At 42.5% G+C, this 21,056-nt stretch carries 23 protein-coding genes and 1 pseudogene; 16 read left to right on the top strand and 8 right to left on the bottom strand.

Annotated elements, in window-relative coordinates:
• Positions 1-16: 16 nt before the first annotated feature.
• The 10 genes and pseudogenes from folX to ND16A_RS16440 all read left to right on the top strand — a co-directional run bounded on the left by folX (position 17) and on the right by ND16A_RS16440 (position 5,433).
• Positions 17-376, top strand: coding sequence for a dihydroneopterin triphosphate 2'-epimerase (gene folX / locus ND16A_RS16400; RefSeq protein ID WP_033076211.1), 360 nt, complete (start codon positions 17-19; stop codon positions 374-376).
• 17 nt (positions 377-393) lie between these two features.
• The gene (gene folM / locus ND16A_RS16405) at positions 394-1,116 is read left to right on the top strand and encodes a dihydromonapterin reductase (RefSeq protein WP_033076127.1); all 723 of its coding nucleotides are present in this window, start codon (positions 394-396) and stop codon (positions 1,114-1,116) included.
• A gap of 106 nt (positions 1,117-1,222) precedes the next feature.
• The gene (folE, locus tag ND16A_RS16410; protein ID WP_052072817.1) at positions 1,223-1,915 is read left to right on the top strand and encodes a GTP cyclohydrolase I FolE; all 693 of its coding nucleotides are present in this window, start codon (positions 1,223-1,225) and stop codon (positions 1,913-1,915) included.
• A gap of 43 nt (positions 1,916-1,958) precedes the next feature.
• Positions 1,959-2,219: a DUF5062 family protein gene (locus tag ND16A_RS16415; protein ID WP_033076126.1), complete on the top strand. Its 261-nt coding sequence runs from the start codon at positions 1,959-1,961 to the stop codon at positions 2,217-2,219.
• Between the two features lie 90 nt (positions 2,220-2,309).
• Positions 2,310-2,936 carry a DUF1326 domain-containing protein gene (locus ND16A_RS16420; protein ID WP_033076125.1) on the top strand — a complete coding sequence of 209 codons (627 nt, stop codon included), beginning with the start codon at positions 2,310-2,312 and terminating at the stop codon, positions 2,934-2,936.
• A 32-nt stretch (positions 2,937-2,968) separates the two neighbouring features.
• On the top strand, positions 2,969-3,691 hold the full coding sequence (locus tag ND16A_RS16425; protein ID WP_235281952.1) for a DUF2182 domain-containing protein: 723 nt from the start codon (positions 2,969-2,971) through the stop codon (positions 3,689-3,691).
• A gap of 90 nt (positions 3,692-3,781) precedes the next feature.
• A pseudogene (locus tag ND16A_RS21975) lies at positions 3,782-4,084 on the top strand (TSUP family transporter); the annotation flags it as partial.
• Between the two features lie 85 nt (positions 4,085-4,169).
• Positions 4,170-4,538, top strand: coding sequence for a hypothetical protein (locus ND16A_RS16430; protein ID WP_235281951.1), 369 nt, complete (start codon positions 4,170-4,172; stop codon positions 4,536-4,538).
• A 26-nt stretch (positions 4,539-4,564) separates the two neighbouring features.
• Positions 4,565-4,906 (top strand): hypothetical protein, encoded by a 342-nt coding sequence (locus tag ND16A_RS16435; RefSeq protein WP_033076123.1) that lies wholly within the window; start codon positions 4,565-4,567, stop codon positions 4,904-4,906.
• 119 nt (positions 4,907-5,025) lie between these two features.
• Complete coding sequence (locus ND16A_RS16440; protein ID WP_033076122.1) at positions 5,026-5,433, top strand: GFA family protein; 408 nt, start codon at positions 5,026-5,028, stop codon at positions 5,431-5,433.
• A gap of 67 nt (positions 5,434-5,500) precedes the next feature.
• Here the strand turns inward: ND16A_RS16440 and ND16A_RS16445 are convergent, their stop codons facing one another.
• From ND16A_RS16445 to ND16A_RS16475, 8 genes are all read right to left on the bottom strand, one after another.
• On the bottom strand, positions 5,501-6,328 hold the full coding sequence (locus ND16A_RS16445) for an SDR family oxidoreductase (RefSeq protein WP_033076121.1): 828 nt from the start codon (positions 6,326-6,328) through the stop codon (positions 5,501-5,503).
• A gap of 443 nt (positions 6,329-6,771) precedes the next feature.
• Positions 6,772-8,328, bottom strand: coding sequence for a SulP family inorganic anion transporter (locus ND16A_RS16450; protein ID WP_033076120.1), 1,557 nt, complete (start codon positions 8,326-8,328; stop codon positions 6,772-6,774).
• A 280-nt stretch (positions 8,329-8,608) separates the two neighbouring features.
• The gene (hemH, locus tag ND16A_RS16455) at positions 8,609-9,652 is read right to left on the bottom strand and encodes a ferrochelatase (protein WP_081945438.1); all 1,044 of its coding nucleotides are present in this window, start codon (positions 9,650-9,652) and stop codon (positions 8,609-8,611) included.
• Between the two features lie 55 nt (positions 9,653-9,707).
• Positions 9,708-10,244 carry a glutathione peroxidase gene (locus tag ND16A_RS0118675; protein WP_052072834.1) on the bottom strand — a complete coding sequence of 179 codons (537 nt, stop codon included), beginning with the start codon at positions 10,242-10,244 and terminating at the stop codon, positions 9,708-9,710.
• 136 nt (positions 10,245-10,380) lie between these two features.
• Complete coding sequence (ccmI, locus tag ND16A_RS16460; protein WP_033076119.1) at positions 10,381-11,688, bottom strand: c-type cytochrome biogenesis protein CcmI; 1,308 nt, start codon at positions 11,686-11,688, stop codon at positions 10,381-10,383.
• Positions 11,689-11,999: 311 nt separating this feature from the next.
• The gene (locus ND16A_RS16465) at positions 12,000-12,497 is read right to left on the bottom strand and encodes a cytochrome c-type biogenesis protein (RefSeq protein ID WP_081945436.1); all 498 of its coding nucleotides are present in this window, start codon (positions 12,495-12,497) and stop codon (positions 12,000-12,002) included.
• A gap of 4 nt (positions 12,498-12,501) precedes the next feature.
• Positions 12,502-13,050: a DsbE family thiol:disulfide interchange protein gene (locus ND16A_RS16470; RefSeq protein WP_033076118.1), complete on the bottom strand. Its 549-nt coding sequence runs from the start codon at positions 13,048-13,050 to the stop codon at positions 12,502-12,504.
• A 3-nt stretch (positions 13,051-13,053) separates the two neighbouring features.
• Positions 13,054-15,069, bottom strand: coding sequence for a heme lyase CcmF/NrfE family subunit (locus tag ND16A_RS16475; protein ID WP_033076117.1), 2,016 nt, complete (start codon positions 15,067-15,069; stop codon positions 13,054-13,056).
• Positions 15,070-15,395: 326 nt separating this feature from the next.
• Here ND16A_RS16475 and ccmA point away from each other — a divergent pair, with 326 nt between their 5' ends.
• From ccmA to ND16A_RS16505, 6 genes are all read left to right on the top strand, one after another.
• Complete coding sequence (gene ccmA / locus ND16A_RS16480) at positions 15,396-16,040, top strand: cytochrome c biogenesis heme-transporting ATPase CcmA (protein WP_033076116.1); 645 nt, start codon at positions 15,396-15,398, stop codon at positions 16,038-16,040.
• Between the two features lie 8 nt (positions 16,041-16,048).
• A complete protein-coding gene (gene ccmB / locus ND16A_RS16485) occupies positions 16,049-16,729 on the top strand; it encodes a heme exporter protein CcmB (protein WP_033076115.1) in 681 nt (226 codons plus the stop codon).
• Position 16,730: 1 nt separating this feature from the next.
• The gene (locus ND16A_RS16490; protein ID WP_033076114.1) at positions 16,731-17,486 is read left to right on the top strand and encodes a heme ABC transporter permease; all 756 of its coding nucleotides are present in this window, start codon (positions 16,731-16,733) and stop codon (positions 17,484-17,486) included.
• A complete protein-coding gene (ccmD, locus tag ND16A_RS16495; protein WP_033076113.1) occupies positions 17,476-17,685 on the top strand; it encodes a heme exporter protein CcmD in 210 nt (69 codons plus the stop codon). Before ND16A_RS16490 ends, ccmD begins: the two co-directional genes overlap by 11 nt.
• 1 nt (position 17,686) lies before the next feature.
• On the top strand, positions 17,687-18,154 hold the full coding sequence (gene ccmE, locus ND16A_RS16500; protein ID WP_033076112.1) for a cytochrome c maturation protein CcmE: 468 nt from the start codon (positions 17,687-17,689) through the stop codon (positions 18,152-18,154).
• A gap of 412 nt (positions 18,155-18,566) precedes the next feature.
• Positions 18,567-21,041, top strand: a complete 2,475-nt coding sequence (locus ND16A_RS16505) for a TonB-dependent receptor plug domain-containing protein (RefSeq protein WP_033076111.1) — start codon at positions 18,567-18,569, stop codon at positions 21,039-21,041.
• Positions 21,042-21,056 lie beyond the last annotated feature (15 nt).

The raw sequence follows: 21,056 nt of genomic DNA, 5'->3' as shown, positions 1-21,056 counted from the left end.
AAGCAAAACGTTAGTGATGGAAGATGCCACCATAGATATCATTAACTTAAGGTTACGCACTTATATTGGTTTTAACCCGGAAGAGATAAGCAAGCAGCAAGACATAGTGATTAATGCTCAAATCAGCTATCCGGCAGGAAACGCTTGCTCAAGCGATGAAGCTACCCAAGCCCTCAATTATAAAACCATTACCAAAGCGATGATCACTCATGTCGAACAGGGTAATTTTAAATTGTTGGAAAAACTCACTGCAGATTTACTCGAAATCACCATGGCCTCAAAGCTGGTCACCAGAGCCAAAGTTACCGTTGAAAAGCCGCATGCGTTGCGCTTTGCCGATTCAGTCTCGCTTACGTTAAGTGCTAAACGAAATTAATTAATGATGCTTATCTAATGCTAAATAATGCCATTTTAATTACCGGTGCCGGTAAACGCTTAGGCTTTGCGCTGGCACAAGCGCTGCACAGTTGTGACACTCCGGTGGTAATAAGTTACCGCACTGATCATCCACAAATTCAACAGCTGCGAGAGTTAGGGGTACATTGCATTCAGGCCGATTTTGCTGACGATGACGGTATACAAGCCTTTAGCCAGAAGGTGAGTGAACAATATCAAAGTTTAAAAGCCATTATTCATAATGCTTCAGACTGGGTGGCAGAAACTGCTGAAATTGCGGCGAGCGAAGTGATGGCAAAAATGCTACAAGTGCATGTACAAGCCCCGTATCAATTAAACCTTGCGTTACAGCCATTGCTGTTAAACTATCAACAGCGAACAAACAGCGCAGCAGATATCGTCCACTTAACCGATTATATTGTTGAAAAAGGCAGTAAAAAACATATTGCCTATGCCGCCAGTAAAGCCGCGCTAGCCAATTTAACGCTATCGTTTTCAACATTGCTGGCACCGAAAGTGAAAGTAAACTCTATTGCACCATCACTATTAATGTTTAATGACGATGATGACGACAACTACCAACAAAAAGCCTTAAAGAAATCACTGATGCAAATAGCACCGGGGGCATTCGAGGGTGTGCAAGCGGTGCAATATCTGTTAAATAGTAGGTATATCACCGGAACTACTATACACTTAGACGGCGGCAGACACTTAGCTTAAGCTATAGTACCAATCCGTATAATGATTTACCCACGTTGAACTGCTTATACGGAATGGTATAACTAAGAAAACCAAGTCTGTCACCATTAATGATGAGAAAAAAATTATGAGTCCAGCACAAGCGAAAAAAATTGCGCTAATAAGAAATCATGGCGAGCTGTCAGAGCAAGCCGAAATTGTTCAAACGGCGTTAATTTCCGCCGGCTTGGAAACGCCAATGCATAATGATGGGGCTTTAACTAATGATGAAAAATATCAAAAAATAAAAGCCGCCTTCACTGAAATCACTGAAGCCCTGGGGCTGGATTTAACGGACGACAGTTTACAAGAAACGCCGCATCGTATTGCCAAAATGTATGTGCAGGAGATCTTCTCCGGATTAGATTATGCAAACTTTCCGAAGATCACCGTCATCGAAAATAAAATGGCCGCAGATGAAATGATCATGGTGAAAGACATCAATTTAACCAGTACCTGCGAGCATCACTTTGTCACCATTGACGGCCTTGCCAAAGTGGCTTACATTCCAAAAGATAAAATAATTGGTTTATCGAAAATTAACCGCATCGTGAAGTTTTTTGCGCAGCGACCACAAGTACAAGAGCGCTTAACGCAACAATTGTTAATTGCGTTAAAAGCCTTATTAGAAACCGAACATGTTGCCATAACCATGAACGCCGTACATTATTGTGTAAAAGCCCGTGGGGTAATGGATGCAAATTCGAGCACTACCACCACCGCACTTAGCGGTTGCTTTAAAACCAATGCGGCAACGCGAAGTGAATTTTTACAAAGCTAATCTATACAACATTAAACACAGGATCATTGTTTATCTAACGCTTATGAAAAAACTAAAAAACGAAAGTGCACTCTTGAAAGCCGCCCTAAAGGTTGGCGAAACCTACGCGGTAAACAGAGGATACAAAAACTTTGGCGCCACCGATGCATCGAAACAAAAAATAGAAGCGCTGTACCGCTTACTGGTTAATGACAAAATGATCCACCCTTTGGCCGCCGATCAAGAAGATTTATTGAGCATGAAACACAAACTTGCGTTGTGGATCCAAAAGCAATTACCTGAAGGTCACGCGCTGCTTAAATAACCCTCACTAGACTCATTCGGCGTAAGGCTTTACTGCACTCTATTTTTATTCGACTATACTTTAACCACTATTTTCAATGGAGGATAAATTATGTCGGGTGATCATTCGTGGGCGTTATCAATGCATCAAGTTGAAAGTTGTAATTGTAGCCATGGCTGCGGTTGTCAGTTTGGTGGCTTTCCAACGAGTGCCAATGGTGGTTGTGATGCTATTCTAGGTTTTCAAGTGATTAAAGGTCATTTTAACGAGTTGGACCTAAGCGGATTAAAAATGGTGTTTGTCGCATCTTGGCCGGCAGCCATGCATGATGGTAACGGCAGTGGCGCATTATTTATTGACCGAGCGGCAAGTGAAGAGCAGGTAACGGCGTTAGCAACCATAATGTCTGGGCAAGCGGGTGGTATGCCGGTTGAAGCCATTGCCACATTATTTACTGCGTTTGAAGGGCCAATCATTAGTGATATCGACATCGACCCACAAGACCACACGTCAACGGTTTCGATAAAAGGAGTATTAGAAGCTGGCCATACACCGCATATTAATCCGGTGACTGGCGAAGAGAATAGAGTTCATATCACTTTCCCTAGCGGTGGCTTTATGTGGAATGACGGTTCAATAGGCAAAACCACCAGGTTAAAGGTTGAACAAGGCGATATAGCGTTTAATTATTCGGATACCTTTGCCGCTAAAGCCATCGTAAATTGGCCAACACCATAGAAAATAATACAGTTAATGAAAGGAGGACATAGTTGCAAGGCATTGCTAATCGAATAATGGTCTTGGCAACCATTCTCTTATGTATCTATTTCAGTTGGTACTACATGCTGTATGGCATGACGATGAATATGGAGCCCGTTGCCACCTGGACCACTTATGACATTGCATTACTGTTTTTAATGTGGGCAATTATGATGGCGGGTATGATGCTGCCATCGGCCATTCCAGTCATTTTGCTGGTTGAAAAAATTTCGCAAAAGCGCAAGCAACACAACAGCAATTACACACCGCCAATGTTCTTTTCTTTAGGCTACATTCTCGCCTGGGCAAGCTACAGCTTATTGATCACCTTACTGCAATGGTGGTTTCATCATTTAGCACTGCTTACACCAATGATGGACAGTGCTGATGCAACCTTCAGCTATGCAATCCTGATCATTGCCGGAATTTATCAATTCACCCCGTTTAAACAACGATGTTTGCAATTGTGCCGCTCACCGTTAGCAGTACTCAATAGCCATTTTAAAGAAGGTAAGTTAAATGCCATCTATTTAGGCTTACACCACGGCTCTTACTGTGTGGGTTGCTGCTGGTTTTTAATGGCAATACTGTTTGTCAGTGGAGTAATGAATTTAACCTGGATATTACTTTTGACGATAATGGTGATGATTGAAAAAGCCTTCCCTAAGGGAGAAATTATGAGTAAAGTATTTGGGGTAATGCTTATCTTATTAGGGCTAAGTTACGCGTTATAACAAACGAATAGATGCCGGTATTGAGTGACGAACATGCTGCGATGGAGATCATAATAACAAATGGATTGGGTGATCGTTGCAATAGCCGGGTTTCTCGGCGGATTAGGGATCATTTTGCTCGCCGCCCTTGGATTAATGGGTCAGACCAATCTGCATGGCATGAATGGACTGAAGAATGTTATATCAGCATAATTAACGGCTGTCGCTGTCGGCGTTTACGCCATTGGCGGCACTATTTCAGCTCAATATCTTCTGCTGCTTGCTATTATGGCTGTTTTCGGTGGATACTTTGGCGCAGCAGTCGCTTACCGTATTTCTCAACGGATGTTGCGGGGATTTGTCGTTGTTATTGGTTGCTTGATGTCTATAACGTTCTTTTACGGTGAAATATAGAGCTTATATCAACTAAATTAATCAGTTTTAAACAATTTCAGGAGAAATCGTTATTTTTAAGTATATTTTTACCGCATTATTGTGTGTGTCATTTTCAGGCCTTGCTGATGAAAGTGAAGTGTTAAATGTTGATCGCTCAGTATCTACCAACATTCAACTTTCGTTCCCCAATGAAAATAATAGAGAGCCGAAGGAAAGTGATTTCGAAGTGGTTAATTATGTCCTTATGAGTAATGAAATCGGCGAGCGTTTCGCCGTAATTACTTTGCTCAACACCTCATCGGGTAACCGGGTATTAGAGCATAAACATTTAATGGCATTGTTTGCTGATGGTTTTCGAAGCAGCCCAGCTGAGATAAAATTGAATTTTGAAGGTCATGAAACTCAATCGACGACGATTGCATTTGGTGAAAGTAAATTTCCGATTTTGGCCGTGTATGCAAACAATGAATAAGCCGGGCAAGTGGTACCGCAATTAACATGCGTAAAACCGATAAGAAAATTGATAATCAACTGAGAACAGCGTTAACCGATGTATGTGAAACCGCGTTGCAGGAAATTGACGGCTTTCAATGGCTAACCCACCTGGTGGATTATGCCAATTTCCCCAAAAGTTTAACCGTTGTTTGTATTTTCGCCAGCAATGAAAAGCTTGAAGTATTCCTTTCAAAAAATGACAAAAATGAGCTAACCTCACTGATCCAATCAAAACTTGATGGTATCGGAATAAAGGTAAAGAATGTGGCTAAACACATCTCGTATGACAGCGAAGAAAATTGTGAAAAGCAGCATAACGGCAATTGGGCAAACAGGTTGAGGTAGTTTGTGGACAAGCATCAAAAAATTTATTTAACTTTCCATTAGCAACACCAGTCTCAATATATTACTTATGGTTTCATCATAGGTTCGTTAAAAACGGCGTTAAACAACAGGAATAATCAATGTATCTCGGAAAATGTTTGTGTGGCGAAGTGCAGGTAAAAATTAATGGCGAAATAAGTGACATTATCCATTGCCATTGTTCTTTGTGCAGAAAAAATAGCGGCACGGCTTATGCCACCAATGGCTTTATCAATTCGGCTGAATTTGAAATTACTTCCGGCGAAAAAAGCCTAACTACCTTTTCATTTAAACCTGGCCGTAATCGACATTTTTGCACTCATTGCGGTTCACCAGTGTATAGCTCAAATGCGCAAGATCCAACACGTTTTAGAATAAGGTTAGGTATACTGGACTCTGATATCCTCGAGCGGCCCATTTCCCATAACTTTGTTTCGTCAAAAGCCAACTGGGAAAATCTGGACGCTAAGTTGCCCAGGTACGACTCTTTTGAACCTAATCGTAAATAGCCTAAATTTAAATACGATCTCGCTAAGCACTAATGCGAAGAAAACCTTTATCATGCTGAATCCAGGTCTAGCCCTTCGCTAACAAAGCATCTAGCCAACGGGTTGGTAATATCCGTTTTAACCAGGTAAATAGCTTAGTTGGGGTAGTAATGCGATACCTTGCCTTTGGTGAGTTACTTTCTAATGCATGAATTAGTGCTTTGGTAACAGCTTTTGGCTCAAGGGTAAAACCACTGGCAGGATTGGTACTGGCTAAACGCTCAATTTGTTTTTGATATTTGCTAACATGAATACTGTTTTGCCAGTCGATGTTTTGCTTAAATGCAGTCAGAGCATTTTTCCTGAAGTTGGTGTTAATTGGCCCAGGTTGTAATAAGCTCACTTGAATATTACTGCCAGCTAACTCTAACCGTAAAGTGTCAGTGAGTCCTTCAATGGCAAACTTTGATGCATTATAGGCACCTCTATAGGGCATACAAACAAAACCTAATACCGAGCTGTTTTGCACAATTCGGCCATGGCCTTGCTGGCGCATTATTTTTATTACTTGTGTGGTTAAATCATGCCAGCCAAAGACGTTGGCTTCAAATTGCTGGCGTAATACCTGAGTGGGTAAATCTTCTATCGCTCCCGGCTGTCCGTAAGCACCATTATTAAATAAATAATCCAATGTGCCGCCAGTCATTGTTAGTACTTTTTTCAGGGTCTCAGTAATCGATTGACTATCGCTAAGATCCAATCGAAACGCGTTAAACCCTTTGCTGTTCAGAGCCTCAACATCGACTTGCTTTCTCGCCGTAGCAAATACCTGGTAGCCTTTTGTCTGCAATGTCAAAGCCGCATCCAAGCCAATGCCAGATGAACAACCAGTAATAAGAATAGATTTTTGACTCATCTTTACTCCACTGTATTTATACCACTGTGTATTGAACCACTGTGCATAAGTATACGGTCACCTCGATGCTTATGCAGATTGACATAATCCTATAGCAACCAAAATGCCAGTTTCATTGGCTTTTAAAAATCAAAACAGGGAGCTTTGCTCCCTGTTTCTATTAAGCTTGGTCTAATACCAATTCCGACAATTTATTGGTCAATTTAGAGCTTGAAAGAGGCGGGAGAACAATCGAAATTTGTTTTGATATAGTCATTCTATATAAAACATATTTTGAGCAGTTATCTCGTCTCTTTCAAGCTCCCGAAGGGCGAGTTTAAAAGGCTTATCTACTGCGTTATTGATTTTAATAAGGGAACAACCCTTCTTTGCAATCAATGCCTTGTACATAAACCTTTTAACTCTCGCTAAATGGTCAATAAATTATCGGACTTGGTATAGGCTTAATCTAGCTTATCAGATGCCACATGATACTGTGGATCTTCAATGTAGTTCACTTCTACCAGGTCACCGGCTTTGGTTAACAAGGTTTTACAATCCGGGCTTAAGTGCCGTAAGTGTAAGGTTTTGCCACGGCTTTTAAAGCGTTCTGCTAAGGTATCAATCGCTTCTAGCGCCGAGTGATCGGCAACCCGAGAGTTTTTAAACTCAACAATGACATCTTTACTGTCGTTGTCAAAATCAAACTGCTCAAGGAAGCTTGAAATAGCGCCAAAGAATAATGGTCCGTTAACCTCGTATACGGTCCAGCCATTTTCATCGGTTGAGCGATTCACAATAACGTGCTTCGCATGCTGCCAGGCAAATACCAGCGCCGATACAATCACACCAACAATTACCGCTATGGCTAAATCAGAGATAACGGTAACCCCTGAAACCAGTACAATAACAAAAGCATCGGCTTTTGGAATTTTGCGCATAATTCTTAGGCTTGACCACTCAAAGGTACCAATAACCACAATAAACATGACCCCAACTAACGCCGCCAGAGGGATAATTTCGATCAGGCCCGAAGCAAATAAGATGAAGCCTAAAAGCGCCAATGCGGCAGTAATACCAGAAGCACGACCGCGACCGCCAGAGTTAACGTTAATCATTGACTGACCGATCATCGCACACCCCCCCATACCGCCAAAGAAGCCATTAACTGTGTTAGCAGCACCCTGCGCCACACACTCACGGTTTGCTTGTCCGTGGGTCTCGGTTAATTCATCAATCAGGCTTAAGGTTAATAGTGACTCGATTAAACCAATTGCTGCCAATACTAGCGCAAATGGCAAAATAATCATTAACGTCTCCAGGGTAAATGGCACTGCTGGAATAGCGAAGCTAGGCAAACCACCGGCTAAGGTGCTGCTGGCATCGCCAGTCATATCTCGCACATAATCAATAACCGTACGCGCTTCTAAATCGGTAAATAACACAATCACGGTAACCACAATAATGGCAACCAGTGACGATGGTACGGCCTTAGTCAATTTAGGTAAAAAGTGGATTATCGCCATAGTTAACACGATTAAACCGGCCATGGTATATAGTGCACTGCCCGTCATCCATTCGAGTTCACCGGCAGCGTTGGTGACTTTAAACTGACCCAATTGTGCCAAGAAGATAACAATAGCCAAACCGTTGACAAAGCCAAGCATTACCGGATGTGGCACCAAGCGGATAAATTTACCTAACTTAAAGATACCGGCGAGTATTTGAATAATACCGGTGAGCAGCACCGCCGCAAATAGATACTGCACTCCGTGCAGAGCAACAAGGCTGACCATAACCACAGCCATGGCACCGGTTGCGCCAGAGATCATGCCCGGACGACCACCAAAAGCAGAGGTGATTAAACCCACCATAAAGGCGGCATATAAACCCACTAAAGGATCAACACCAGCAACAAAGGCAAACGCCACAGCTTCTGGTACCAATGCTAAAGCAACGGTCAAACCTGATAATACATCGTTTTTCAGGCTAGTAACTTTACTTGCATGTAATTCAAACATTTTTTACTCACGGTTGTGATTGTGGGTTTAGCAGCTATATATACACTGCAGTAAATATAGCTGTTAAACGAAAATAGTTCTGAAAAACTCAAACTTTGCGGTAACGTAGAACAAGTTAAAGTTTTTACTCAAATTTCAGGGGCGAGATGTTAAAGATTAATGAGGTTATTGTCAATCTGCTTGAACAATAAGCTAACGATTTACTTATCGTTAATTGGACTATGAGGTTGAACGTTGCGACTGAATTTGGCAGAGATATATCAACACCTCTGCCAATGACTTATATATGTGGAATCACTAATTTAACAATGGCGTTAATGTGATCGTCTCGGTCATTGAGTGCGGCAATATATTGAAATTTTTCACCACCGGCATCGATGAATACTTTTCGGCTTTCCACTTCCAACTCTTCAAGCGTTTCTAAACAATCAACACTGAACGCCGGGCTTATTACCGCCACGTGTTTAATGCCCTGTTCGGCAAAATCACTTAAGCATGGATCGGTGTATGGTTTTAGCCATTCCGCCTTACCAAAACGGGACTGGAAACTAATTTGATACTCATCATCAGACAAGCCTAACCTTTCAGTCACCAGACGCGTGGTTTTTTGACAGAAACAATAATACGGGTCGCCATTGGTGTGAAACAGCTTGGGCATACCATGATAAGAAAACAGCAACTTTTCCGGCTTACCATGTTGTTTAAAGTGATCAGTAATACTATTGGCCAACGCCTCGATATAACCACCATTATCATGATAACTGGCAATAAAATGCAACGAAGGTACCCATCGCCACGACTGGATTTCTTTGCTAATCGCATCAAACGTTGAGCCGGTAGTTGGGCCGGCATATTGTGGATATAGCGGCAGCACCACTATTTTGTTGATACCCTGTTGTTGAAAGCCACGCAGCGCTTCGGTAATTCCCGGGTTGCCATAGCGCATCGCAATGGCAACTTCAACTTCATCACCGTATTGTTGCTGAATTTGTTTTGCTACTTTTAGCCGTTGTGCTTTACTGATTGCCAATAAAGGCGAACCATTTTCGGTCCAAATGCTTTCGTACAATTTTGCTGACTTTGCCGGGCGAATTCTTAAAATAATACCGTGTAAAATAATCATCCAAATAAATTTGGGGATCTCCACCACTCGCGGATCGCTTAAGAACTCACGCAAATAACTGCGTAAAGCGGATGCGGTAGGTGCATCCGGGGTACCTAAATTACACAACAACACTGCGGTTTTTACCTTACCGGTATCTGCTGGGCCATGTTTAATTTTATCGGTATGTAATTTTTTATTATGGGCAACAAAACGCGACATTAATTTTCTCTATTGTTAGTTTCATCTATTATTAGTTTTATCACATTCAACATTACTAAATGCTGATGCCGGGTAATGCTGTTATATTTAGTTGCTGTTCTATTGCCTTAGTTAATTGTTCAGACTGAGGTTTAGTTCTTGAATTAAAGCGTTGGATGGTTTTGCCATCAGCACTCACTAAATATTTATAAAAATTCCAATAAGGCGAAGCCGTTTGTTCTCCTAAGTGAGCAAAAATGGGATGGGCATCACTGCCTCTGACTTCAATAGTGGCAAACATTGGAAATGTTACCCCATAATTGACAAAGCATACCTTTGCCGTGTCTTGTTCTTCGTCTTCTTCCTGGAAGAAGTTATCGGAAGGAAAGCCTAACACCACTAAACCGTGGTCTTTGTACTCCTGGTATAAAGCTTCCAGCGCTTTAAATTGTGGGGTAAAGCCGCAATTACTGGCAGTATTGACGATAAGAAATGTTTTACCGGCAAACTCTTTACAAAGATCCAAACTCTGTTTCGAATTTAATTTACGCACTGTGTGCTGCAAAAAGTCTGGGCACTGCTCAGCGTCTGCTAATACCACCGGCACCGGCATCGGCACAACAGAATGTTGAAGCTGTTCTTCGGCGTTAACACTAAAGCTGGTGATTAACGCCAGTAGCACGGTGAAGATAAATTTCATAAGTCGCCTTTTACGATAATCAATTGTCACTAAAAACATCAATACCTATCTATTCGACAATGGTATCTATGGTTAAGTTTAACACTTCGTTAGCGCTTACTTTAACATTCGCCACTTCACCTTTATAGTCACCCGCTTTCGTCCCTGGTGTACCGGCATGTGAAATCACCGCAAGAACATTAACCATGTCTACAGTCGATATTGTCATTTGCGGACTCATCGCTTTGCTGTCATCTAAAGTGACGGTCATTGGTAAATCACTGGCTTTCGCTTTTACCGCCGCTAACGGCATTCTCGAACCGTTACTGGCAATGGCATAGATAAATAATGTTTTATCACTGCCTTGATTAAGTGCGCTAATAATTTTCGCAGAGACATCCACTCTAACTTGAATGCTGGCGGTAACCGCTGTTGCTGCAACCGTATTTCCTGACGGCTGCGGATTTACAACAGCACTGTCCTGGTTTACTTGTCTTGCACTATTACCTGCACTGCCGCCTTCACTGGCGAGTTTACGCGCCTGTGCGATACCATCGAGTAATGGGCCTTGATTTGCCCCGGCACCGCCAGTATCAATAATTTGTTGCCATACCGATGCCGCTTGTAGATATTGTTCATTAAAGTAATGATCCATACCAATTAACATCAAGGTCGTTGGGTCATTTGGGTCCAGCATTAATGCTCGGTCTAACAAGGCATTAATTTCATCATTGCGTTGTTGCTTATTTTTGTAGTATTTTGCTTGCGCCTGCAGGGCAATCACATCGGCTTGTTCACCTTCAATCTCTAACACTTTACCAAAAGCAATAAAGGCACTGTCGAACTCAGCAACGCTGGTTAACAATTGTCCTAACTGGAACCAGGCATCCGCATTTTGTGGATTATCTTGCACTTCTTTATGCAAGTTTTGCATCTGGGCAATCACAACTTGTGCTTGTGACTGCTCACCTTGAGGGTGATTGGCTGGTTGGCTGGCCGCCAATTCAACGTCAGCATAGGCGCCATGTTGATGATAATATGCCGCAGAAAAGGCAACGATAAATAGCGTCATCATAGCTGGCCAAAGCAGCGAGGTCTGCTTATCTTTGGCCTGCTGTTCTTTTGCCGTGGCACTCATGTCCAATAATAAACTTTGATCTAACTCTTCTTTTAAAAACTCAAAATTCTCTTCATCAATACCGCCCTCACGGTAATCTTTTTCTAACTCTTTTAAGTGTTCATGATAAAGATCTTTATTGGTTTGGCCACGCATATTGCTTTGATCAGCACTGTACAAACTGCTTTTGAAAAAATGATGCCAAAGTATTAAACAAGCCAGGAGCAAGAATAGCCCGGTAAAAATCCAAAGTGTTGTCATGATATGTTTATCTTTCCTGTATTTCTAGGGTCTGTTGACCTTTCGAGTTCAAATTTTGTTCAACTAAGCGTCTTCTGATCGCGGCACTTGTTATGTAGCTTAGTTGTTCTAAGTAAATCACTAGTAACAAAGAGCAGGAGTCGCTTAGTTGGACCCGAAGGGCAACGGTTTCTTTGGCATTTCTACCGCGTTGTCACAAGTTCAAGTAGACATAACTACGTCACACTTGCTCCGCCTTGTATAAATGCCAAATAAATCGTTGCAAAAATGAACTCCAAAGGTCAGCAGACCCTGGTCACTGCCAGCAATGACTAGTCTTTTAAAATTGATTTTAATTGTTGTTTTTGTTCAGCGCTTAAATGCTCTGGTTCGGTATCTTTACGACGGGTAAATAAGAACACCACATAAGCACCAATTAAAATGAAGACAATCGGCCCAAACCACAAAATATAGGTGATTGAGCTCACTCTTGGCCGATATAACACAAACTCACCGTAGCGCTGCACCATAAAGTCCATAATTTCCGTATCGGTTCGACCGTCAATTAGCATGTCGTAAACTTCTTTACGCAAATCCTGGGAAATTGGTGAATTGGAATCGGCTAAATTTTGGTTTTGACATTTCGGACAACGCAGCTCATAGGTTAATGAGGCAAAACGTTTTTTCGTCACTTCATCGGGAAATGTGTACGTATCAATGGGACCGGCACTAATGCTAAAAGTAGCAAAAAAAATCATGGCGGAGCTTAACAGCACCATCAATGCTTTTGAATTTTTCGTCAATATATTCACCAGATTATTCGTTTTCATCCGCTTATTCTCCTTTCGCCATTTCATCTTCAATGGTATTGATTAATGGTAAAAACTGGCGTTGCCATACTCTCGGCTCTAGCACTCCGGCAAAGCGTTTTCTGATCACCCCATGGTGGTCAATCACAAACGTTTCCGGGGCGCCATACACGCCTAAGTCGAGTCCAAGTTTGCCAATATCATCAAAAATGGAAAACTGATATGGGTTTTGATAATACTTAAGCCATTGATTGGCATCCACACGGTCATCTTTATAATTGATGCCATATAAACTAAAGCGATCATCTTTTGCCAATTTCACCAAAAATGGGTGCTCCACTTTACAAGATGGACACCAGGTAGCCCAGACGTTTACCAGTTTAATGCCCGGATTAAAATCAGCATTGGTTACCTGTTGTGACTCATTTTCTAATCGCGTTAAGGTAAATTGTGGAAACGATTTACCGATTAATGCCGACGGCATGCTTTGCGGGTCTAGTGACAAACCGCGATATAACAGCAGCCCCAACAATAAAAATAAAATTAATGGAATTAAACGAATGATTATTTTCATCGATTATGCGCTCGCTTGTGTGGCGGCAGCAGCAACGGTTGCACCGTCGGTGGCGACAGGGGCTGCTGACTTATCCCCCAACGCTACTTTTTTCTTGCGACGGTAGCGTTTGTCTAACATGGCAAACACACCACCTAGCGCCATAAATATTGAGCCCAACCAGATCCAGCGGACAAACGGTTTGTAATGCACACGTACTGCCCAGGCATCACCACCAAGAGGATCGCCCAAGGCTACATAAACATCTCTAAATAAACCGGGATCAATTGCCGCTTCCGTCATGCCCATAGTTTGCACCCGATAACTTCTTCGTTCCGGTTGCAGTAAGGCGATATGTTCATTACCATCAAACAAATTTATTTGCCCTTGTTCCGCAGAATAATTGGGGCCTTCAACGTGGGTAACGCCATTAAACTCAAGAGTATAGCCGGCGACAGCAACTTTGGTGCCCGGTTGCATTTTCACATTGGTTTCCGACTCATAAGTCGACACTAACGTGACACCTACGATAGTTACGGCAATACCGGTGTGCGCTACCGCCATACCTAAATGACTTAAGCTTAATTTTCTTGGTTGCCAACCACCGTTTGGCAGTTTAATTTGGTTTTTCACATCTTTTGCGGCGACCAAAGCTACCCAGCACGCCAGTGTCATACCAAAAGCAACCCAGCCATCGAACGCACCCGCATACAACAATGGAAATGCCAGACCAAAGACAATTGAGAAAATGGTGATCATCCCTAACTGGTTTGACAGTTCGCCTTTTTTCGCTTTCTTCCAGCGGATCAGCGGGCCTATCCCCATAAACACAAACAAGATGCTCATAATTGGCACAAACACCGCATTGAAATATGGCGGGCCAACAGAAATTTTGCCCATGCCCAGGGCATCAATTAATAACGGGTAGAGAGTCCCCATTAATACGGTTACGCAGGCGGCAACCAAAATCACATTACATATTAAAATTGCCGTTTCACGCGAGACTAAATTAAAGCGAGAGAAACTGCCGACATTTGAGCCACGTATGGCGTAAAGCAATAATGAGCAACCTACGGCTAAGGCCAGTAACACCAGGATAAAAGAACCACGCTCCGGGTCTGCCGCAAATGAATGCACAGAAGTAAGCACACCAGAGCGTACCAGGAAGGTACCCAGTAAACTTAAACTGAAAGTAAATATCGACAACAACACGGTCCAGTTTCTAAACGCGCCGCGTTTTTCGGTAACGGCCAACGAATGAATTAATGCCGTGCCCACTAACCAGGGCATAAATGACGCATTTTCTACTGGATCCCAAAACCACCAGCCGCCCCAGCCAAGTTCGTAATAAGCCCACCAGCTGCCTAAAGAGATGCCTAAGGTTAAAAACATCCAGGCACCTATGGTCCAGGGACGAGACCAACGAGCCCAGGCGGCATCCATTTTGCCACACATAAGCGCCGCAATGGCAAAAGCAAAAGCCACTGAAAAACCAACGTAGCCCATATAAAGCATGGGTGGATGAATAATTAAACCAACATCTTGCAGCAGTGGGTTAAGATCTCTGCCTTCCATCGGCATATTGGGTAATAATCTCTCAAACGGGTTTGACGTTAATAACGTAAAGGCGATAAAACCTACCGCTATCATCCCCATGATCGCTAACACGCGAGAAACAAACGCTTGATCTACATGTTTCGAGAATGAGGCTACCGCCATGGTCCAGGCCGTTAATGAAAACACCCATAGTAACAGTGAACCTTCATGCCCGCCCCATACGGCACTTATTTTAAAATAATACGGAAGATGGGAGTTGGAGTGACTGGCGACATATTTAACCGAAAAATCATCTAACACAAAGCTGTAGGCAAGCAGCACAATACTTATTGAGGTGAAGGCAAACATACCAAAGGTAAGAGGTTTGGCGTAAGTGATTAACCGCTGGTTTTGTTGGTATACACCAACGAGTGGCACTATTGATAAACAAATGGCAAATGCCATGGCAATAATCAGTGCAAAGTGGCCTAGTTCTGGGATCATGTAAAACTCCAATCTTAATACCTTCAGCAAGCATTAAGAAAGCTATCAGATAAACCTGCCACATAATTCAAGAAACTGTGCGGACACGGCTATATTCATTCAAAAGTGCCTCATTATACCCAGTTATAGGGGATTAAAAAAGACAAATTGGTTCGTTCTAAATGCCGGAGAATTAAAATATTGCAAGAATTTGTTTCAAATCAAAATTAACTTCGTTAACAGCACGAATTAGCACCTATGCCCGAATTTTTTACTCTGCTATCTTCTTATTCATCGCGCAAACAAGTAGAATCGACTGCAATAATTAAAATTATCTTTTAGGCGCAATATTGGCAACTCAGCACAGCGTATTATTAGCTGCAGATAAATTAACTTGCATACGCGAGGACCGACTGTTATTCGATCAATTATCGTTTGACGTAAACACCGGTGATATCATCCAGGTTGAAGGCGCTAATGGCACCGGCAAAACCAGCTTGCTGCGCATACTCGCTGGTTTGTCACAGCCTTATGATGGTAAAGTCCTCTATAAAGCAGAAAACATTCATCACTGTCAGGAAGACTATAATAGTGACTTGATCTTTCTCGGCCATTTGCCTGGGGTAAAAGGCGAGATGACCAGCGAAGAAAATTTACAGTTTTATCTAAAATTGCATGGCTTAGATCACTCATTAGCGGAACAAACGTTGGCAGAAGTGAACCTGTTTGGCTTTGAAGACGCCCTCGCCTCCCATTTAAGTGCCGGCCAACATCGTCGTATCGCATTAGCACGATTGTGGCAAAGCAACAGCAAAATCTGGATTTTAGATGAGCCATTTACCGCTATCGATAAAGCCGGAGTAGAGAAACTCGAACAGCTGTTTTTACGGCACGCAAAAAATGGTGGTGCGGTAATTTTAACTACCCATCAAGACTTATCCATTCATAGCAATGATTTCAAAAAAATCATTCTAGAACATCAGTTTATCTAGAGGCGAAGATGCAAACATCCTACAGCAGTGCCTTTGTTAATATTTTAAAGCGTGATTTAACCATTGCCTTGCGCCATCGTGACGACATCATTAATCCGTTATTATTCTTCATCATTGTGGTATCGCTATTTCCTCTCGGCATTGGTCCGGTCAGTAATACCTTAATGAAAATAGCCCCAGGAGTTATTTGGGTGGCGGCGTTGTTAGCAACCTTGTTATCGCTGGAGCGCTTATTTAAAAATGATCATAGCGACGGTTCGTTAGAACAATTGCTGCTCAGTCCCTGTCCGACCTTTATTTTGGTGTTGGCAAAGATATTCGCCCATTGGTTGATCACCGGCTTGCCGTTAATCATTATCGCGCCACTTTTGGGGGTGTTACTTAATCTGCATCAAGATAGTTACACCGCCTTAATGTTAACCTTATTACTAGGCACTCCAGTGTTGAGTTTACTTGGCGCAATTGGTGTGGCGTTAACGGTAGGGTTAAAGAAAGGTGGCGTGTTACTAAGTTTACTGGTGCTGCCGTTATATATACCAGTATTAATTTTTGCCACCAGTGCCATCGATGCCGCAAGTATGAATTTACCTTATAACGGACAACTTGCTATAATAGCGGCGATATTTTTCGGGTCATTAACCTTGGCCCCTTTTGCAGTAGGTTCTGCCTTAAAAGTGAGTACCAATTAAAATGTGGAAATGGTTACACCCTTACGCGAACCCAGAAGTGTCTTATCACTTTACCGGTAAGTTGATCCCCTGGTTCAGCGCCATTAGTGTTATTTTATTAGTGTTTGGCCTTGGCTTGGCATTAGCATTTTCGCCAGCAGATTATCAGCAAGGCGAAAGTGTTCGTATTTTTTATCTGCATGTACCTGCAGCAATGCTTTCGATGGGCATCTACCTGGGTATGGCGATTGCCGCCTTAACTGCCCTGGTTTGGCAAATGAAACTGGCAGAAGCCTCTATTGCCGCACTGGCACCAATTGGTGCAACGTTTACCGCGATAGCCCTGTTAACCGGTGCTGCCTGGGGTAAACCTATGTGGGGCACCTGGTGGATTTGGGATGCACGTTTGACCTCAGAGCTGATTCTGTTGTTCTTATATTTAGGGGTAATTGCGCTGCAAAATGCCTTTGAAGATAAATCTCTGGCGGGAAAAGCCGCGAGTGTATTAGCGATTGTTGGTGTGGTAAACTTACCAATAATTCATTATTCAGTAGAATGGTGGAACACCCTTCATCAAGGTGCCACGGTTTCTAAATTTGAAAAGCCATCGATGTCTACAGACATGTTTATTCCGTTTATCGTCTGCTTTTTTGGTTTTTCGTTTTTAGTAGCGCGTATTTTTGGCGAACGATTTCGTGCCGAAATTATTGCTCGCAACTCGATGCGTCCCTGGGTTAAAACCCTGGTGTTAGAACAGGAGAAAACTAATGGCGTTTGACTCATTGAGGGAGTTTTTCAATATGGGTGGTTACGCGTTTTACGTGTGGTTATCCTACGGTTTTTCGGCTCTGGTACTGATTATTTTAGCAATCAATAGCAATGGCATGGAAAAACAGATATTTCAACAAATTAAGCAACGCTTAAAACGCGAAGAAAAGCTTAAACAAGCAGCGCTTCGTCGCAAAGAAGGTAAGTAGTATGAATCCTCGTCGTAAGAAAAGGCTAACCATAGTCACCAGTATTCTCGTAGGTGTTGCCGCTGTAGCGGGCTTTACTTTGTACGCGCTTAGTCAAAATATTGATTTATTTTATACCCCAACTGAAATTGTCCAGGGTAAAGCAGATAGCGGCATTAAACCCACCGTTGGTCAGCGTATTCGCGTTGGTGGTTTAGTGGTAAATGGCACGGTAAAGCGTGACCCAGAAAGCCTGCATGTTGAATTTAAGCTCATTGATACCGGGCCGATGATCACCGTGACATACGATGCAATTTTGCCGGACCTATTCCGTGAAGGCCAGGGCATTGTTGCTCAAGGTATTCTGATCAGCCCCACAGTACTGGAAGCCAGTGAAGTTCTTGCCAAGCATGATGAAGAATACATGCCTAAAGAAATTGCAGATGCGGTAGGTAAAAATCATAAAAAACTTGAGTACAATAATAATTAACCCTGTTTTTAATTGAGTATATCCACAAAACCTGCATTGCTTATTTCATCATAAGTTTTGCAGTTTTTTCGTTTTATTATTCTAAATATATCTTAAAAACATCCACACTATAATCAATTGAAAGGTGGTCGTGTTCACTACCGCCGATATAGTTCAATAAAAATGTCTCGATATTGCAAAATGGCTTAGTTAACTTCGCTACGAGCAAAGTTAGCACCAAGACAAAACAACATAAAATCAATAACTTACCCTTGATGTCAGAGCATAATTTAACACCTTTATGACACTCCTTGCGTAACTGTTACAAGCTATTCTCTTCCGTAACAAAATCACCATAAGATGTATTCGAATCTTATCGAACAGATAAAAAATATATTTCGATATCAAAAAAATACTTCCCCTAGGAGTTACAATGTTTAAGAAAAACCCAATCGCCACAGCGATGATGTTAAGTGCTACAGCGACTGCTTTAGTATCAATTAGTGCACAAGCCGAAAATGCGGCAACAGAAACTGCTGACGTAGAGCGTATTGAAGTTACCGGTTCACGTATCAACCGCACAGATATGGAAACGGCATCACCCGTTACCGTAATTACCGCAGATGCGATTGCTAAAGGTGGGTTTAACTCGGTACAAGAAATTTTAGCGGTTCAGCCTACCGCTGCCGGCATGAGCTTAGGCGCTTCATCAAACAATGGCTCTGGTGGTAAAGCGACAGTGAACCTTCGTGGTATGGGGGTGCAAAGAACATTAGTACTGCTAAATGGCCGCCGCATGGTTGCCTCGGGAACAGGTGCTGATTCATCAGTGGATTTAAACACCATCCCGGTATCAATGATCAAATCGATTGAAATCTTAAAAGATGGTGCCTCTGCCGTATATGGTTCAGATGCTATCGCTGGTGTTGTTAACATCATCACTAAGAAAGATTATGAAGGTACAGAAGTAAGTGCCGACTTGAGCTCAACCGATAAAGGTGATGGCGAATCTGGTGGTTTCAGTATTTTACATGGTCGTGAACTTGGTAATGGTAACTTAGTAGTAGGTTTCCAATACTCACAACGTGGTGAAGTAATTCAATCGGATCGCGATTTTGTTCCTGAAGGCAACTCTTCATTTGTTCCAGAAGGTTCTTTAGACGGCAAAGTACCTGATGGTGAAGGTGGCTTTAACGATCGTGAAGAAGGCTACGATTATACCACATCGAGTTACGCACAGACTCCAAATGATTTATATAGCTTATTTGCAAGCTATAACTCAGAAATTGCTTCAGATACCGAACTATCCATTGATGCTATGTACACTCGTCGTGAGTCGAATCAGCAAATGGCGCCACAGCCGGCGAACATCGACTTGGATACAGATAAGTTAGATGACAAGTACACAGATCAATTTAAAGACCCAGACACTGGCGAAGTTCCAGATGAGTTAAACTACAGACGTCGTATGACTGATGCTGGTCCTCGTATCTATGGTCAAGAAACCGACACTTACCGTTTATCTGTAGCTCTTGAAGGCTACCTTGATAACGATGATACCTGGAATATGTCGGCGACCTACGGCCGTAATGAGTCGAAAGATGTGGTAGAAAACTCTATCCACGCCGGTAACATGGAAGAAAGCATCTATAACAATCAAGACGATTGGTTCAGCGGTGATGAGATGGACCGAGATTTCTTGGTTGATGACGGCATTATCTACACCGAAAATAATGAAGGTGGTAACGAACAATTCACTTTAGCAGCGGGTTATAGCGGTATTAGTGAAACTGACATCGGTTACGCCTTTGGTGTTGAGAGTCGCTTTGAAAGTGGCTATTACACTCCGGATGAAGTGACACAAGCGGGTGAAAGTACTGCTGCACAACAAGATCCTACTGAAGGTGATTACACGGTAAACTCAGCCTATGCCGAAGTCTCAGTACCAGTTACCGAGCAATTTGCTGTAGAAGCTGCTACTCGTTACGACCGTTATTCAACTTTTGGTGGTGCAACAACATGGAAACTAGGTGCGACTTATCGCTTTACTGAACAATTCATGATCCGCTCAGTTGCTGCAACAGGGTTTAGAGCACCTAGTGTTAGCGAATTATACGCCGGCAACTCCGGTTCATTCGATTACTTAGCTGACCCTTGGGGCCATGCTCAAGATGCGCAAATTCTAGTGAACTACACTGGTGATGAAAACTTATCTCCAGAAGAAAGTGAATCATTCACATTTGGTGCGGTTTGGGAAATCACCGAAGGTGTTTCTACCACGCTTGATTACTGGAAATTTGACATTACTGATGCGATCAGTCGGGTTGATGTACAAGCAAAACTAAATGAATGTGCTGCTGGCGATCAAGCAGCTTGTGATGCTATCAATATTACCGGTGATGGCAGGGCGAATGACTTAGATACGTTAACATCGCCACTGACTAACATTGGTGAGCAAAATACATCAGGTATCGATTTAAATGTCAGCTTTAATTATGACATCTTTAAGGTAATGCTAGACACAACTTACTTATTAGATTTCACCCAGGACGATATTGATTACACCGGAAAAATTGATGGTAACATCGGTGGTTATTCTGAACTGAAATCAACGCTAACGCTGGGTGCTGAGTTCACTGAAGACTTCAGTGTGCAGTATAGCGCGCAATACATTCAAGGAATGGACGGTGAATACTACGGTGATGCATTCTCAACCGATGATGTGGTCTATCACAACGCTTCATCATCGTACTTCTTAAATGATAGCTGGTTAGTGAATGGTGGGGTGAAAAACATCCTGGATACCGAGCCAGAAGAAGTTCCTGGTGGTAATGATATGGAAACAGTGCCAAGCATTTATGACGTAGTCGGTCGTACGTTCTTTGTAAGCACTTCGTACAAATTCTAAGTATTAAGTTAAATT

The sequence above is a fragment of the Thalassotalea sp. ND16A genome (assembly GCF_000764205.1).
In the GTDB taxonomy this organism is placed as follows: domain Bacteria; phylum Pseudomonadota; class Gammaproteobacteria; order Enterobacterales; family Alteromonadaceae; genus Thalassotalea_A.
This window is presented reverse-complemented; position numbering and strand designations above follow the sequence as displayed.